Here is a 15,239-nt window from a genome sequence, read left to right on the forward strand (position 1 = left end):
ACGTCGTTTCATTCCAGAGCGATGCACAAATATCGCGCCCGCAATGCCTCGGATCTGTGTCGTGCCTGCCCTAGACCTTAATCGATTTTAACGATATCGCTGCCCTCAATGAGGGAAGCGTCATCCATCTTGCGCCGCGCGGGTTCGCGCGTGCTGGCGGTCATGCTGCTGGCGGCGGCGGCCGCGCTTGGCGGCTGCGCCGGCGGCGGCAGTGCCGCCAACTCTTACGCGATGGCGCCGAGCGCCGGCTCCGGGGCGACGGTCGCCTTCGAATCGATCGACGGCCCGCCGCCACAGGTGTTCGACCGCATGGTCGGCGTGCTCGACAGCGAATCCAAGCTGCGCAGCCTGTCCGTGGTCTCCCGCGAGGGCTCGGCTGCCTATCGCGTGCGCAGCTACCTCTCCGCCCAGGTGGTGCGCGGCAAGACCGTGATCGCCTGGGTCTGGGACGTCTATGACGCCAACCAGCAGCGGGCGCTGCGCCTGTCCGGCGAGGAACCGACCTCGGCCAAGGGCGGCCGCGATCCCTGGTCTGCCGCCGACGACCTCGTGCTGCGGAAGATCGCCCAGGCCGGATTCAGCGGACTTTCCAACATGATCAACGGCACACCGGATGCTCCGAGCGCCGTTCCGGGCCTGCGGGGACCGGCGGTGGCAAGCATGATTCCGGAGGCGGCGGATATGCCGGCCTCCGCGCTCGGCTATGCCGAGCGCTAACCCCCGCTAAACCACGGGCTCAACTTGCGGCCAAGCCGTTGGCCAGACTCAGGATTTTCAGAGGGAAAACGTAGCATCCCGGGTTGCCATCGCACGCCCCGGCCTGATATTTCCTCGCCCGTCGTAACCGTGCTGCCTGTGGGTATTCTCTGATGTTGAACGTCGTATCCAGCAAAGCGCGGGAGGAAGCGTCCATGTCGGCCAAGAACGGCTCCATCAAGCTCGTCGCCGGCAATTCCAATCCGGCTCTCGCCCAGGCCATCGCGCAGGGCCTCGACATGCCGCTGACCAAGGCAGTGGTCCGGCGCTTCGCAGACATGGAAATCTTCGTCGAGGTTCAGGAGAACATCCGCGGCTCGGACGCCTTCATCATCCAGTCGACGTCGTTTCCGGCCAACGACAATCTGATGGAGCTGCTGATCATCACCGACGCGCTGCGCCGCTCCTCGGCGCGCCGCATCACCGCCGTGATCCCCTATTTCGGCTATGCCAGGCAGGACCGCCGCTCCGGCTCGCGCACCCCGATCTCGGCCAAGCTCGTCGCCAATCTGATCACCCATGCCGGCGTCGACCGCGTCATGACGCTCGACCTGCATGCCGGCCAGATCCAGGGCTTCTTCGACATCCCGACCGACAATCTGTTCGCGGCCCCGCTGATGGTGCGCGACATCCGCGAACGTTTCGACCTCGGCAAGGTGATGGTGGTCTCGCCCGACGTCGGCGGCGTGGCCCGCGCCCGCGGCCTCGCCAAGCGCATCAACACCCCGCTCGCGATCGTCGACAAGCGCCGCGAGCGTCCGGGTGAATCCGAAGTCATGAATGTGATCGGCGACGTCTCCGGTTACAGCTGCATTCTGGTCGACGACATCGTGGACTCCGGCGGCACGCTGGTGAACGCGGCCGACGCGCTGATCGCCAAGGGCGCCAAGGACGTCTACGCCTACATCACCCACGGCGTGCTCTCCGGCGGCGCCGCGGCCCGTATCGCCGGCTCCAGGCTGAAGGAGCTCGTGATCACCGACTCGATCCTGCCGACCGAGGCGGTGACCAAGGCTCCGAACATCCGCACACTGCCGATCGCCAGCCTGATCTCCGACGCCATCGCGCGCACCGCAGCGGAAGAGTCGGTGTCGAGCCTGTTCGATTAGTTTTCTTCTTCGCCTCTCCCCGCTTGCGGGGCGAGGGAGTGCGAGCGTCTCCCGTTCCTCACGACGCGTGACAGCAGCCTCAGCCCCATGGGTTGTTGCTGGCCACCGCCCATGACATCATCGTGACACCGAGTCACTTCCTGGGTCCCTGATGCCGCGCCGGACATTCGCTTGGGAAAAGCTGTCGGACGACGAGCTGCTGCAGCAACGCCTGAGCAGCCTCAGGGTCACCGTCGAAGGCACCTGGCTCGAGGACTGCGTCGCCACGCTTAACGAGGAACTGGAGGAGCGCGGCATCCGGCTCAAGCCGCACACCTGGATCTCGAGCGAGTGGTTCAGTCCGGGCGGCGTGCCCGGCATCGCCATCCCCTTCTATCTCGCCCATCCGCGCCTGATGAAGCTCGAGAAGAAGATGATGTTCGACGTCGAGGGGGGGACCTGGCGCGAGTGCATGGCCATCCTCCGTCACGAGGCGGGCCACGCCATCCAGCACGGCTTTCAGTTGCAGCGGCGCCGGCGCTGGCAGCAATTGTTCGGACCGTCGTCGAAACATTACCCGCGCTACTACCGGCCCAATCCCGCGAGCCGGCGCTACGTCCAGCACCTCCGGCTGTGGTACGCGCAGAGTCATCCGGACGAGGATTTCGCCGAGACCTTTGCAGTGTGGCTGCGGCCGCGCTCGAACTGGCGGACGCGGTATGAAGGCTGGCCGGCACTGAGGAAGCTCGAATATGTTGACGAGCTGATGGGCGAGATCGCAGGCAAGCGGCCGGAGATCACGACACGCGAGCGTGTCGATCCCCTCGGCAAGCTCAGACAGACGCTCGCCGACCATTACAAGAAGAAGCAGGCGTTCTACGCCTTCACCCCACCGAAGACCTATGACCGCGATCTCTCCCGGTTGTTTTCCGCCGATCCACGGCATCACCGGTCAAAGCCGGCTTCGGCCCTGATCCGGCGGCACCGGGCCCAGATCAGGCAGCTGGTCGCGCGGTGGACGGGCGAGAACCAGCTCACGCTCGATGCCGTGCTCGACGACATGATCTCCCGCTGCCGCGAGCTCGATCTGCGCGCAGTCGGCCCCGAACAGAAGCTCGTTCTCGATTTCACTGTCCTCGTGACCGCCAAGACGATGCACGCGCTGTTTGGCCCGTCTCGGCGCAAATGGATCGCGCTATGAGACGGCTCCGCATTCTCGTGTTGATGCATCCGGACTTCCTGCCTCCGGACTCCTCCGATGGCTACACGCCGCAGGAGATCAACAACTGGAAAACGGAATACGACGTCGTCAGTACCCTGCGCGCAGCCAAACATGAGGTTCGCGTGCTCGGCGCGCAGGAGGAAATCAGGCCGATCCGCGAAGCCATCGAGCAGTTCAAGCCGCACGTGGTGTTCACGCTGCTCGAGGAATTCCACAACAACGTCGCCTACGACCAGCACATCGCCAGCTATCTCGAGTTGATGAAGGTGCCTTATACCGGCTGCAATCCGCGCGGCCTGATCCTGGCGCGGGGCAAGGATTTGTCGAAGACGCTGGTGCACCACCGCCGCATCGCAGCGCCCGCCTTCGCGGTCTTTCCTATGCGCCGCAAGGTGAAGCGGCCGAAGCATCTCGCGCTGCCGCTGATCGTCAAGGCCCTGAACATGGATGGATCTGCCGGCATTTCCCAGGCCTCCATCGTCGACACCGACGAGAAGCTCGCCGAGCGCGTCGCCTTCATCCATGAGCGGATCGAGACCGCTGCCATCGCCGAGCAGTTCATCGAGGGGCGCGAGCTCTATGTCGGCGTGCTCGGCAACAACCGGCTGCGCGTGCTGCCGGTGTGGGAGCTGAAATTCGGCAACATGGGCGGCCGCAGCTCACGGCACATCGCGACCGAAAAGGCCAAGCACGACACCGACTATCAGGAGAAGCTCGGCATCGTCGACGGGCCTGCGAAAGACCTTGCGCCCGAGGTCACCGCGCGCATCCAGCGCGCCGCTAAGCGCATCTACCGCGCGCTCGGCCTCGACGGCTACGCGCGCATCGATTTCCGTCTCGCCGCCGACGGCACGCCGTATTTTATTGAAGCCAACCCCAACCCTGAAATCGCCAAGAGCCAGGAATTCGCCACGGCGGCTCAGCATGACGGGCTGAAATATACGGACTTACTCCATCGCATCCTGACACTGGGGATCAGCCGGGCGAAAGCGGGCGTGTCGCTGGGGTGAGCTGGGGGCCGTTGCGCCGCCATGGCGATATAGCGGCACGATCTCGTCCCGCCGCCGACTTCATAGGGACGGCGGCGGGACTGGCAATCAGCGGCGTGTGAAGGAGCGGCTACACGATCCCCGCCGCGACCTGGCCGCGCAGACGCTCCAGGCCATGCAACGTCTCGGCGCAGGCGGCCGCGACCTCGATGCCCTTGATCGTGAAATGCCTGCGGAAGAAATCGTAGTGCACTTCGGTCTCGTGGAATTGCTGCGGCGTCAGCACGGCGGAGAACACCGGCACCTCGGTCCGGAGCTGCACGTCCATCAGCGCCTTGATCACGGTGTCGGCGACGAATTCGTGGCGATAGATGCCGCCGTCGACGACGAGGCCGGCCGCGACGATCGCGGTGTAGCGCCGCGTCTTGGCGAGCACCTGCGCATGCAGCGGGATCTCGAACGAGCCCGGCACCTCGAACACGTCGACATGGGTGAGGTGGCGCGCCTCGGCCTCCCTCATGAAGGCGATGCGGGCCTCCTCGACGACGTCGCGGTGCCAGCAGGCCTGCACGAAGGCCACCCGCTGCGGCTTGGCGAAACGCGGATGCTCGGTCACGGGAACCGGCGGTTGAGTTTGGGAGGTTTCGGTTTGGGTATCTTGCAACATCTGATTCATGGCTTTCCCTTCAAAGGACCAGAATCAGGGCACACGGAACGACAAACAGCCGCACCTTGCGATGCGTCTGCCACCGACCGTTCTCTTTCATCCGGACTTTAACCGTCGGCTTCGGAGTTGCACCGAATCTGCTGACCCTTCCCTTCGGTCAAAATTCCTTTTCAGGAAGATCCTTGGGGGAAGGCGCTCGCGGGCTTAGGCCTTTCGGCCCTTACCGCCGGTGGGGACTTTCACCCCGCCCTGAGAACATCGGCCGTCCGGAATGAACGGCCTGACCGAAATATGACCCCGGCGAGGGGCCGCAGCAAGCATGTTCCGCAGCAAAAAACCGCATGGTCCCATACCGTCACGGCGGTTCGGTCATCGCGCGGCGGAATTAACGATTGGCTGCTTTCGGGAATCCGATTCCGGTTTGTTCTCAATCGTTAACGATTGTGGCGGAGATGAGCTGTGGACGAACGAGTCATGGCTTGTGGACGGACTCGGGACCCAGTTGCGCAGATTCCGCAAATCACATCACTTGATCCGCGACAGGCCGCGTTGATCCGAAGGATCGCGAAAGCGACTCCGGGGATCGCCGATGTGTAGGGAGCGCGCGCCGGCCCCAACCGCGTGCGTATCAAAGACAACAAGAAGGCAAGAGGTCGAGACGGCATGTCCCTGCTCGAAGGCACCATCGATTCCCGAAATCACCCGCTGGCGGTGGTCGAGGATATCGCGGCCAGCAACAACTGGCCGTTCGAACGCTCCGGCGAAGACGAACTCACCATTGTCTCGAAGGGACAGTGGACCGACTACCAGATCTCCTTCACCTGGATGGGGGATATCGAGGCGCTGCATCTGGCCTGCGCGTTCGACATGAAGATTCCGCACGCGCGGCGGAACGAAGTGCAGCGGCTCGTCGCTGCCGTCAACGAGCAGTTGTGGGTCGGGCACTTCGATCTCTGGACCAACACCGGCATGATCATGCACCGCCAAGCCCTGGTGCTGCCGGGCGGGCTCACCGCCTCGACCGCGCAATGCGAAGCCATGCTCGCCGGCGCCATCCACGCCTGCGAGCGCTACTTCCCGGCGTTCCAGTTCGTGGTGTGGGCCGGCAAGACCACCGCGCAGGCGATGGACGCCGCGATGTTCGATACGGTGGGAGAGGCGTAGTCGCTCCTTCCCCTCCGCTGTCGTCCCGGACAAGCGCGCCCGGGCGCGCAGATCCGGGATCCAGACCGCGTGATTTCTCCGTATCGTGCGGTGCTTGTTGCCAACACCTCCATCCACTAGAAACAATCGTGGTTATGGGTCCCTGCATTCGCAGGGACGACAGTTTCATTTGTGGCAACAGCGATGGCAGACAGCACTCTCAAAAACATCACCGGCACCATCCTGCTCGCCGGCGCCGGCAAGATGGGCGGCGCGATGCTGACCGGATGGCTGGCGGGCGGGCTCGATCCGCGCCGCGTCGCCGTGGTCGACCCGCATCTCTCGCCCGAAATCACCGCGCTGGCCTCCAAGGGCGTCGTGCTCAATCCCGACGCGAAGGCGGCAGGCTTTGTCGAGACGATGGTCGTCGCCGTGAAGCCGCAGATGTTCCGCGAGGCCGGCGCCAGGCTGAGATCGTTCGTCTCGGAGAAGACCTCCGTGGTCTCGATCATGGCGGGAACCACGATCGCCGCGCTCGAAGAGGTCTGCGGCGGCGCCGTGGTGCGCGCGATGCCGAACACGCCGGCCGCGATCGGCCGCGGCATCACGGTGGCCGTCGCTGCGAAGACTGTCAGCACCGGGCAACGCGCGCTGGCCGATGCGCTGCTGCGCGCCACCGGCTCGGTCGAATGGGTCGAGGATGAAGGCCTGATGGACGCGGTGACCGCCGTCTCGGGCTCGGGCCCGGCCTATGTGTTCCTGCTCGCCGAGGAGCTGGCGCGCGCCGGTGTCGAGGCGGGATTGCCCGAAGCGCTCGCGACCAAGCTCGCGCGCGAAACCGTCGCCGGCTCCGGCGAATTGCTGCACCAGTCCGAGCTTCCCTCCGCCACGCTGCGCCAGAACGTCACCTCGCCCGGCGGCACCACGGCCGCCGCGCTCGGCGTGCTGATGGGCGAGCCTGGCCTGCGCGACCTCATGATCCGCGCGATTGCGGCAGCGACGAAGCGGTCGAAGGAATTGGCGAAGTAGCGGCTACGCGCCCAACCGCTTGTTGAACATCTCGACATTGACGAGCCCGCGCGCGTGACGGCCTTCGCCGAGCTTGCGCGTGCCCTCGAATGCTTCGACGTCGAAACGGATGACCCGGCGCTCGACGGCAACGACTTTTGCGGTGGTGCGCACCGTCGCTCCGACAAGGGCCGCCGCGAGATGCCTGATGTCCACCTCGGTGCCAACCGTGACCCAGCCCGGTTGAAGCGCGGAGCGGATCGCATCGCCCGAGGTCAGCTCCATTTCCAGGATCATCATCGGCGTCGCATACACAAACGGCATGCCCGGCACGAAGTGCCCGACCGTGCGTTCGGCCGGCACCACCAGCATGCGCTCGGCGCTCATGCCGACCTTGATGAAATCGCGTGCGTCCATGGGGGCCTCACACTCCGCTGTCGTCCCGGACAAGCGCAGCGCAGATCCGGGACCCATAGCCACAGGATTTAGTTTGGCGAAGATTCGGAATTACCAGTTAGACCCATAACCACCTCCTGTGGTTATGGGTCCCCGCGTTCGCGGGGACGACAGTTGTGTTTGCCGAACCGGCAGCGCCTACTTCTTCGCCGCCGCCGCGCGCTCCACAAAGGTCTTGCCGCCCTTCATCTTGTGGCGGAGCGGGGCTTCGTTGATCTGGATGACGACGGCATCGGCGTCGACGCCGAGATTCTTCACGAGTGCCTGCGTGATGTCGCGCATCATGCCGGCCTTCTGCTCGTCGGTGCGGCCTTCGGCCATGCTGACGGTGATCTCAGGCATATTATGTCTCCCTCTCGCCTCTCCGTCATGGCCGGGCTTGTCCCGGCCATCCACGGATTCGCTATCAAACAAGACGTGGGTGCCCGGGACAAGCCCGGGCACGACGATCGAAACGAATGGCTAGCCCCAGCTCACGTCATGGCGCGCGAGGACCTCACGCACCTTTAAAACCAGATCGGCCTCGCTGCACGAGAACTGCGCGGGGCGCGTCTCGCGCCATTCCTGGTTGGAGGCGATCGCGGCCGCCGCCTTGGCGCCCTCGACCAGATCCTTGATCTGCAGCTCGCCGCGCGCCTTTTCATCCGAGCCCTGGATGATCACGCAAGGCGAGTTGCGACGGTCGGCATATTTGAGCTGGTTGCCCATGTTCTTGGGATTGCCGAGATAGAGCTCGGCGCGGATGCCGGCGCTACGCAAAGACGCCACCATCTTCTGGTAGTCGGCGACACGGTCGCGGTCGAACACGGTGACGACGACGGGCCCGAATTCGCGGCGCGTGTCGAGCTTGCCGAGCAGGGTCAGCGCAGCCTGGAGGCGCGAGACGCCAATCGAGAAACCGGTCGCCGGCACCGGCTCGCCGCGGAAGCGCGAGACCAGACCATCATAGCGCCCGCCGCCACCCACAGAGCCGAAGCGCACGGGACGCCCCTTCTCGTCCTTGGTCTCGAGCAGCAGCTCGACCTCGTAGACCGGGCCGGTGTAATATTCGAGGCCGCGCACCGTCTCAGCTGTAATTCTGAAGCGCTTCGAGCCGTAGCCAGCTGCTTCCATCATCGTGAGAATTTGGCGCAGCTCGCTTATTCCCTCCCGCCCAACCGCAGACTCAGAAACGAGCTCCTGCCAACCTTCTAGCAACTTGGAGTTGTTGTAGAAGTATCGCTTGTTAGGCTTAGCGGGAAGAGAGGTAACCTCTGCCATCTCTTCGCCTGTTCTAATCCATTCGTCGTCAGTAGGCTGATGCCACATAGTTGTATCAGCCCAAGTTTCACCGTGCCCGGTGATGAAGCTTAGAATCACGCCGATGGCTGAGTCCGACAAATGTGCGCCGTGAGTGAAATCCCCGCTCTCGTCCTTACGTCCGGCGCCAAGCAAGTCTCGGACACCTGCCTCGCCTAGCCGATCAAATTTATCAATGGCTCGCAATACAGTGAGACGACGTCCGAAATTTTCGGTACCGCCAATCCCGATCGATTCCATTACGCCGTCGAGCACTTTGCGGTTATTTACCTTCACAACGTACTGACCACGCTCAATACCCAGCTTTTCCATCGTGTCCGCGGCCATCATGCAGATCTCGGCATCCGCCGCCGGCGTCGCCGAGCCGACGGTGTCGGCGTCGAACTGCATGAACTGGCGGAAGCGGCCGGGGCCGGGTTTTTCGTTGCGGAAGACGTAGCCGACCCGGTAGCTGCGATAGGGCAGCACCAGACCGTCGGTGCCGTAGCGCTCGCCGACATAGCGGGCGAGCGGCGCGGTCAGGTCGTAGCGCAGGCTGATCCACTGCTCGTCGTCGTCCTGGAACGAGAATACGCCCTCGTTCGGACGGTCCTGGTCGGGCAGGAATTTTCCGAGCGCGTCGGTATATTCCATCGCCGGCGTCTCCACCGGCTCGAAACCATAGAGCTCGTAGACGGCGCGGATCTTCTCGACCATCTCGCGCGTCGCCCGGATCGCGGCGGGATCGCGATCCTCGAGCCCGCGCGGCAGCCGCGCCTTCAGTTTCTGGGGTTTTTTGGGTTTTTCGGCCATGCGGGCGTTTACCAGCCGACGGGCGGGGCGGCAACTGCCCTACGGCTGCTCCATCCGCGCCCGCAGCGCGTCAGCGTCGGGTTTCGGCATGGATTTCAGCAGTGGCTTGATGGTTTCGCCGCCGACGATCTTGTCGTTGCGCATGAACATCCAATCGGAGATGTCGGCATCCTTGAACTCAGTGAGGTCTCCGAACCGCTTTCCGGGCAGGTTCCGCGGTGTGTCGGCAAAACGCGCTGCATAGTCCCCACCCGGAAGCTTCTTCACGTCACTCACCCAGATGTACTCGTCATCCCCAGCGGTCTGAAATCGCACCTTGAGGGTGTGCTCCGTCTCTGTGCGTTTCGGCGCGTTATAGGAAGCCCAGAACACCGGCAGCGTGGCGCGTGCGCGAGCGATCGCTGCATTCATCTCGGGGTCTGTGTCGGCCACACGGATGACCCAGTCCGCCGCCTCCACGGTGGACCTGGGCCTCAATGTTAGAATACCGAAGACAGCCGCTGCCGTGACGACAGCGGATACGGCCCATTTGATGGACTGGAGAGGGGAGGCCATGACCGCAATGTCTGAGAACCCTAATGTCCCAGCCATTGTCACATAGTTGCACTGATGATTTCAACAACTAAGGGTTAGCGCCGTCCAGACAAAAGGATCGCCTGCGCCGCCGATCCTTTTCGCCAGCTTGGCCCCGGCGCTCCCGCCGGGGCACGGAGCATCAAAACACCTTGCGGATCCAGTTGTGGGGATCGTTGGTGCGGCCGTATTGGATGTCGACGAGCTGCTTGCGCAGGCCCATGGCGACGGGGCCGGCGGCGCCGCCCGAGATCTCGAAATCGCCGCTGACCGAGCGCACCTTGCCGATCGGCGAGATGACGGCGGCGGTGCCGCAGGCAAAGGCCTCCTTCAGCCGGCCGGAGGCCGCATCCTTGCGCCACTGGTCGAGCGAATATGGTTCCTCCCGCACGGTCTTTCCGGCATCGCGGGCGAGCGTGATGATGGAGTCGCGGGTGATGCCGGGCAGGATGGTGCCGAGCGGCGGCGTCGAGAGCGAGCCGTCGTCGAACACGAAGAACACGTTCATGCCGCCGAGCTCCTCGATGTATTTGCGCTCGACCGCATCGAGAAAGACGACCTGGTCGCAGCCGTGCTGGATCGCTTCAGCCTGGGCGCGCAGGCTCGCCGCATAATTGCCGCCGCATTTGACCGCGCCGGTGCCGCCGATCGCAGCGCGGGTGTAGTTCTCGGAGACCCAGATCGAGACCGGGGCGGGTCCGCCCTTGAAGTACGAGCCGACCGGCGAGGCGATCACCGCAAAAATGTACTCGGACGACGGCTTGACGCCGAGGAAGGTCTCGCTCGCGATCATGAAAGGACGCAGGTAGAGGCTGCCCTCGCCGCCCGGCATCCAGGCGCGATCGATGCGGACGACCTGCTCGACCGCCTCGATGAAGACGTCCTCCGGCAACTGCGCCATCGCCATGCGGTCGGCGGAGTCCTTGAAGCGGCGCGCATTGGCGTCGGGACGGAACAGGTTCACGCCGCCATCATCGCGCTTATAGGCCTTGAGGCCTTCGAAGATTTCCTGGGCGTAGTGCAGCACCGCGCCGGCCGGATCCATCTGGAAGTTCGTGCGCGCCTCGATCTTTGCCTCGTACCAGCCGCCCTTGGCCTGGTTGTAGCGGACGACCGCCATATGATCGGTGAAGACCCGCCCGAAGCCGGGGTCCACCAGCTTGGCGACGCGGTCCTTTTCGGACGTCGGATTGGATGCGGGCTGGATGTCGAATTTCATGCTCATGTCCTTGCCTCCCGCTGCCGGTGGCGGCGCTGATCTGGCGCCCGCCTGCCCTGTTTGGGCCCGGCTGGCTTGATTGGGTTTCTGGCCGGAATGCCGCCAGCCTTGTTACGGCCGGTTTCCGTGGCCAGCATGCCGCTGAGGACATGCTTTTGCGGAAGGCGGAAGTCCAGTATGTTTTGCCGAAATGCCGCTCGACAATCGCACGGTAGATCTGCTTCGGCCGTCGCCGCCTGTCCGGCTCACTCCGGCCGCCCCTGCTTCGATGCCGCCCGCCACGAAACGATCTAAAATTTCGTGCGGGTCGATCGTTTTGTAACATTGAACCCAAGATACGTCAATATGCCTGACATAAATTTCGCGACTCCCTCTCAAGACGCTGCCGAGCCTCGGCCGGCCGCAGGTGACGGAGGCAATTTGCGCTGGGATATCATCGAGCTGCTGTTCTTCGCCTATCGCGATTTCGTCGGCGATCCCGACCAGGAGCTGGAGGCGTTCGGTTTCGGCCGGGCCCATCACCGGGTCATGCATTTCGTCTATCGCTATCCCGGGCTCAAGGTCGCCGACCTGCTCGACGTCCTGCGCATCACGAAACAGTCGCTCGGCCGGGTGCTCAAGCAGCTGCTGGACGAGGGCTACATCGTGCAGAAGACCGGCGACAATGACCGCCGTCAGCGGCTGCTCTTTGCGACCCCCAAGGGCGAAGCGCTGGTGCAGAAGCTCGCCGGGCTCCAGACCACGCGGATCACCAGGGCGCTCGCCGAGATGGCGCCCCAGGACGCCGAGACGGTGAAGCGCTTCCTGCGCGCGATGATCGACCGCGACGACCCGGACAAGGTGCTGGAGACGATCTTCGCCAACGTCAATCAAGACAGCAAGGAGTGACCGTGCCGCTCGCTGCCACGCTCGCCCGTCCGCCGATTGAGCCGGCCGACGACGCCCCACATCTGCTGCTGGTCGACGATGACCGCCGCATCCGCGATCTGCTCTCGCGTTTCCTCGCCGCCGAAGGCTACCGCGTCACCACCGCCGCAAGCGCCGGCGATGCGCGCTCGAAGTTGCTGGGCCTGCATTTCGACTTGCTCATCCTCGACGTGATGATGCCCGGCGAGACCGGCTTCGACCTCGCCCGCTTCATCCGGACCTCCTCCTCGGTGCCGATCGTGATGCTGACGGCGCGGCACGAAGCGGAGGCCCGCATCGAAGGCCTGCAAATCGGCGCCGACGACTACGTCGCAAAACCGTTCGAGCCGCGCGAGCTGGCGCTGCGCATCAACAACATCCTCAAGCGCGCCGCACCGCCGCCGCAAACCGTGGCGATCGAGAAGATCGCGTTCGGCCCCTACGTCTATCATCTGGATCGCGGCGAATTGCGCCAGGGCGAGGAGGTCATTCACCTCACCGACCGCGAGCGCGAGATGCTGCGCATTCTCTCTGAGACCCCGGGCGAGACCGTGCCGCGCAGTGCGCTGACCGGCAACGGCAGCGTCAACGAGCGCGCCGTCGACGTGCAGATCAACCGCCTCAGGCGCAAGATCGAGACCGATCCCGCCAATCCGCTGTTCCTGCAGGCGGTGCGCGGCATCGGCTACCGCCTGGTGGCCTCGCCATAGTCAAGTGAAGCGCGCGAGATGAGCACGATCGACACCGGCCTGACGCTTCTGAAGAGCGCGGCCGGCCGCGTCTCCGCCGCCAATGGCTGGATGGGCAACGCGTTCAAGGGCTGGATGCCGACCGGCCTCTACGCCCGCGCGCTGCTCATCATGATCGTGCCGATGGTGATCCTGCAATCGGTCGTCGCCTTCGTGTTCATGGAGCGGCACTGGAACACGGTGACGCGCCGCCTGTCGGCCGCGGTGGTGCAGGACATCGCCGCGCTGATCGACGTCTACAAGGGCTATCCGCAGGACAAGGACCGCAACGAGATCCGCCGCATCGCGCAGCAACGCCTCGGCCTCGTCGTCGACTTCCTGCCCGCCGGCGACATGCCGCCGCCGGGACCAAAGCCGTTCTTCTCGCTGCTCGATCAGACGCTGTCGGTGCAGCTCGGCCGCCAGATCGGCCGCTCGTTCTGGATCGACACGGTCGGCCGCTCCAACCTGGTCGAGATCCGCATCCAGCTCGACGATGCCGTGATGCGGGTGTTCGCGCAGCGCAGCGCCGCCTATGCCTCGAACTCGGAAATCTTCCTGTTCTGGATGGTCGGCACGTCCTCGATCCTGCTGATCGTCGCCGTGCTGTTCCTGCGCAACCAGATCAAGCCGATCCTGCGCCTTGCGGATGCCGCAGAAAGCTTCGGCAAAGGCCGCGAGGCGCCGAACTTCAGACCGCGCGGCGCGCGCGAGGTGCGGCGTGCGGCGGTCGCCTTCCTGGAAATGAAATCGCGCATCGAGCGCACGATGGAACAGCGCACCGCGATGCTCGCCGGCGTCAGCCACGATCTGCGCACCATCCTGACCCGCTTCAAGCTCGAGCTGGCGCTGATCGGCGACAGCCCCGAGCTCGAGGGCATGCGCAAGGATGTCGACGAGATGTCGATGATGCTGGAGGATTACCTGGCCTTTGCCCGCGGCGATTCCGGTGAGCAGTCACAGCCGACCGACATGTCGCAGGCGCTCGAGGAGCTGCGCAGCGACGCCGAACGCCACGGCCACGCCGCGACCGTCGCCTTCAACGGCCTGCCCGTGGTCACGGTGAAGCCGGCCTCGTTCAAGCGCTGCCTCGCCAATCTCGTCACCAACGCCGCCCGCTACGGCAAGAGCATCGCCATCACCGGCCAGCGCGATCACCGTTATTTGACCGTGACGGTCGACGACGACGGACCCGGCATCCCCGCGCATTTGCGCGAGGAGGTTTTCAAGCCGTTCCTGCGGCTCGACAACGCCCGCAACCAGGACGAAGGGGGCACCGGCCTTGGCCTCGCGATCGCCCGCGACATCGCCCGCTCGCATGGCGGCGACATCACGCTCAGCGACAGCCCGATGGGAGGATTGAGGGCGAGCGTGCGAATACCGGTGTAGCTGGTTCTTCACCTTTCCCCGCTTGCGGGGCGAGGAAGCCCACCGGTTACGCGGCGACGACCCTACTTCGGCAACAACGCCTTCAGCTTATCCATGTCGCGCACGTTCATCTTGAAGCCGCCGGGCATGACGATGTCGCCGGGTTTCTGCTCCGGCTTGCAGGCGCCGAGCCACTTCGCTTCGAGCTGCATGGTGGTATCACGTCCCGCGGCACCGGCGGCTCCGCCTTGCGCATGGGAGGTGGTCTTCACCGTGTAGGCCGAGTTGAAATCGCCCGTGATCTCGGCATGCGAGGTCGTGCTGATGCCGGCGACGCTGCACTCGGAATCGCTGACATAGCCGGTCGCAGTCTTCTTGACGTCCTGCCTGGAGCAGATCTGCTTGGCCATCGGGGAGACGTTGTTGGCCATCTCCTTGTCGACGGTCTCGTCGGTGCAATGCTGCATGGTCATCTCGGGCATCGCCGAGCCGGTCCTGACCATTTTCATTTCCCACAGGCCTGCCTTGCGCACCGGCAGATCGTCGGCACAGGCAACGCCTGCCGACAACACAAAGCAAAGGGACGAGCCGAGCAAAGCAAGTTTGCGCGTCATGTGGGAAGCTCCCGGCGGAGAAATCGGGTCGTTACGACAACGCCTCAGTACAGCGTGCGGATCGGCTGGTCGGCGGCGCCATAGGGCACCCAGCGGCAGGCGAACGAGATGTAACCGCCCTCGTAAGCCTGGATGGCGAGGAATTTCACGACCTTGCCGTAGCGCGCGCAATGATCGACCGCGACCTGCCGCGCATCGGTCTGGGTTGCCATCGAATAGGCGATGATGCCGCCGGTGTCGTTGCCCTTGAACGGAGGCACCGGAAGCAGATCGGCGCGCGCCGGCTGGCTCGCCATCAGACTCGAGACAACCAGGCTGGCCAGAAGGCCGGCGGCCGCAATGATTCGCATTCCCGTTACTCCAATTGGTTGCTGGCACTTTACGGTGCCGAGAAGTCCGTGAAAAGAACCG

At 64.4% G+C, this 15,239-nt stretch carries 17 protein-coding genes and 1 riboswitch; of the genes, 9 read left to right on the forward strand and 8 right to left on the reverse strand.

The window, feature by feature from the left end; genetic code table 11:
- The first annotated feature begins 108 nt into the window (after nucleotides 1-108).
- The 4 genes from HYH08_RS33110 (at nucleotide 109) to HYH08_RS33125 (ending at nucleotide 4,076) form a co-directional block, all read left to right on the forward strand.
- Nucleotides 109-717, forward strand: coding sequence for a hypothetical protein (locus HYH08_RS33110; RefSeq protein ID WP_220014018.1), 609 nt, complete (start codon nucleotides 109-111; stop codon nucleotides 715-717).
- Nucleotides 718-911: 194 nt separating this feature from the next.
- Entirely contained in the window at nucleotides 912-1,865 is a 954-nt protein-coding gene (locus HYH08_RS33115; protein ID WP_194464375.1) for a ribose-phosphate pyrophosphokinase, read from the forward strand.
- A 151-nt stretch (nucleotides 1,866-2,016) separates the two neighbouring features.
- A complete protein-coding gene (locus tag HYH08_RS33120) occupies nucleotides 2,017-3,045 on the forward strand; it encodes a putative zinc-binding metallopeptidase (protein ID WP_220014019.1) in 1,029 nt (342 codons plus the stop codon).
- Entirely contained in the window at nucleotides 3,042-4,076 is a 1,035-nt protein-coding gene (locus HYH08_RS33125; protein WP_220014020.1) for a D-alanine--D-alanine ligase family protein, read from the forward strand. The genes HYH08_RS33120 and HYH08_RS33125 overlap by 4 nt, the downstream gene beginning before the upstream one ends.
- A gap of 109 nt (nucleotides 4,077-4,185) precedes the next feature.
- Here the strand turns inward: HYH08_RS33125 and HYH08_RS33130 are convergent, their stop codons facing one another.
- Nucleotides 4,186-4,731 (reverse strand): 6,7-dimethyl-8-ribityllumazine synthase, encoded by a 546-nt coding sequence (locus HYH08_RS33130; RefSeq protein WP_220014021.1) that lies wholly within the window; start codon nucleotides 4,729-4,731, stop codon nucleotides 4,186-4,188.
- Between the two features lie 75 nt (nucleotides 4,732-4,806).
- Nucleotides 4,807-4,983: riboswitch (FMN riboswitch) on the reverse strand.
- 402 nt (nucleotides 4,984-5,385) lie between these two features.
- On the opposite strand from HYH08_RS33130, the gene HYH08_RS33135 reads away from it, so the two are divergent.
- The gene (locus tag HYH08_RS33135; RefSeq protein WP_220014022.1) at nucleotides 5,386-5,886 is read left to right on the forward strand and encodes a type III secretion system chaperone family protein; all 501 of its coding nucleotides are present in this window, start codon (nucleotides 5,386-5,388) and stop codon (nucleotides 5,884-5,886) included.
- 183 nt (nucleotides 5,887-6,069) lie between these two features.
- The gene (gene proC / locus HYH08_RS33140) at nucleotides 6,070-6,894 is read left to right on the forward strand and encodes a pyrroline-5-carboxylate reductase (RefSeq protein WP_220014023.1); all 825 of its coding nucleotides are present in this window, start codon (nucleotides 6,070-6,072) and stop codon (nucleotides 6,892-6,894) included.
- A gap of 3 nt (nucleotides 6,895-6,897) precedes the next feature.
- On the opposite strand, the gene HYH08_RS33145 is transcribed toward proC, so the two are convergent.
- From HYH08_RS33145 to HYH08_RS33165, 5 genes are all read right to left on the reverse strand, one after another.
- Nucleotides 6,898-7,290, reverse strand: coding sequence for a thioesterase family protein (locus HYH08_RS33145; protein WP_220014024.1), 393 nt, complete (start codon nucleotides 7,288-7,290; stop codon nucleotides 6,898-6,900).
- A gap of 177 nt (nucleotides 7,291-7,467) precedes the next feature.
- Nucleotides 7,468-7,671, reverse strand: coding sequence for a tautomerase family protein (locus HYH08_RS33150; RefSeq protein WP_008144861.1), 204 nt, complete (start codon nucleotides 7,669-7,671; stop codon nucleotides 7,468-7,470).
- A 120-nt stretch (nucleotides 7,672-7,791) separates the two neighbouring features.
- Nucleotides 7,792-9,420: a histidine--tRNA ligase gene (gene hisS, locus HYH08_RS33155; RefSeq protein WP_220014025.1), complete on the reverse strand. Its 1,629-nt coding sequence runs from the start codon at nucleotides 9,418-9,420 to the stop codon at nucleotides 7,792-7,794.
- A gap of 39 nt (nucleotides 9,421-9,459) precedes the next feature.
- Nucleotides 9,460-9,975, reverse strand: a complete 516-nt coding sequence (locus tag HYH08_RS33160; protein WP_220014026.1) for a YegJ family protein — start codon at nucleotides 9,973-9,975, stop codon at nucleotides 9,460-9,462.
- A gap of 160 nt (nucleotides 9,976-10,135) precedes the next feature.
- Nucleotides 10,136-11,218, reverse strand: a complete 1,083-nt coding sequence (locus tag HYH08_RS33165) for a branched-chain amino acid aminotransferase (protein WP_220014027.1) — start codon at nucleotides 11,216-11,218, stop codon at nucleotides 10,136-10,138.
- A 339-nt stretch (nucleotides 11,219-11,557) separates the two neighbouring features.
- On the opposite strand from HYH08_RS33165, the gene HYH08_RS33170 reads away from it, so the two are divergent.
- From HYH08_RS33170 to HYH08_RS33180, 3 genes are read left to right on the forward strand one after another with little or no spacing between them, the layout of a single operon-like run.
- Entirely contained in the window at nucleotides 11,558-12,100 is a 543-nt protein-coding gene (locus HYH08_RS33170) for a MarR family winged helix-turn-helix transcriptional regulator (protein ID WP_220014028.1), read from the forward strand.
- Complete coding sequence (locus HYH08_RS33175; RefSeq protein ID WP_220014029.1) at nucleotides 12,097-12,828, forward strand: response regulator; 732 nt, start codon at nucleotides 12,097-12,099, stop codon at nucleotides 12,826-12,828. Before HYH08_RS33170 ends, HYH08_RS33175 begins: the two co-directional genes overlap by 4 nt.
- 18 nt (nucleotides 12,829-12,846) lie before the next feature.
- Complete coding sequence (locus HYH08_RS33180; protein WP_220014030.1) at nucleotides 12,847-14,235, forward strand: ATP-binding protein; 1,389 nt, start codon at nucleotides 12,847-12,849, stop codon at nucleotides 14,233-14,235.
- A 62-nt stretch (nucleotides 14,236-14,297) separates the two neighbouring features.
- On the opposite strand, the gene HYH08_RS33185 is transcribed toward HYH08_RS33180, so the two are convergent.
- Together HYH08_RS33185 and HYH08_RS33190 are read right to left on the reverse strand one after the other, a co-directional pair.
- Nucleotides 14,298-14,828 (reverse strand): DUF3617 domain-containing protein, encoded by a 531-nt coding sequence (locus HYH08_RS33185; protein WP_220014031.1) that lies wholly within the window; start codon nucleotides 14,826-14,828, stop codon nucleotides 14,298-14,300.
- A gap of 44 nt (nucleotides 14,829-14,872) precedes the next feature.
- Nucleotides 14,873-15,178, reverse strand: a complete 306-nt coding sequence (locus tag HYH08_RS33190) for a hypothetical protein (RefSeq protein WP_220014032.1) — start codon at nucleotides 15,176-15,178, stop codon at nucleotides 14,873-14,875.
- Nucleotides 15,179-15,239: the final 61 nt, after the last annotated feature.

The organism is Bradyrhizobium sp. BR 10289 (assembly GCF_019455385.1).
Taxonomy (GTDB): domain Bacteria; phylum Pseudomonadota; class Alphaproteobacteria; order Rhizobiales; family Xanthobacteraceae; genus Bradyrhizobium.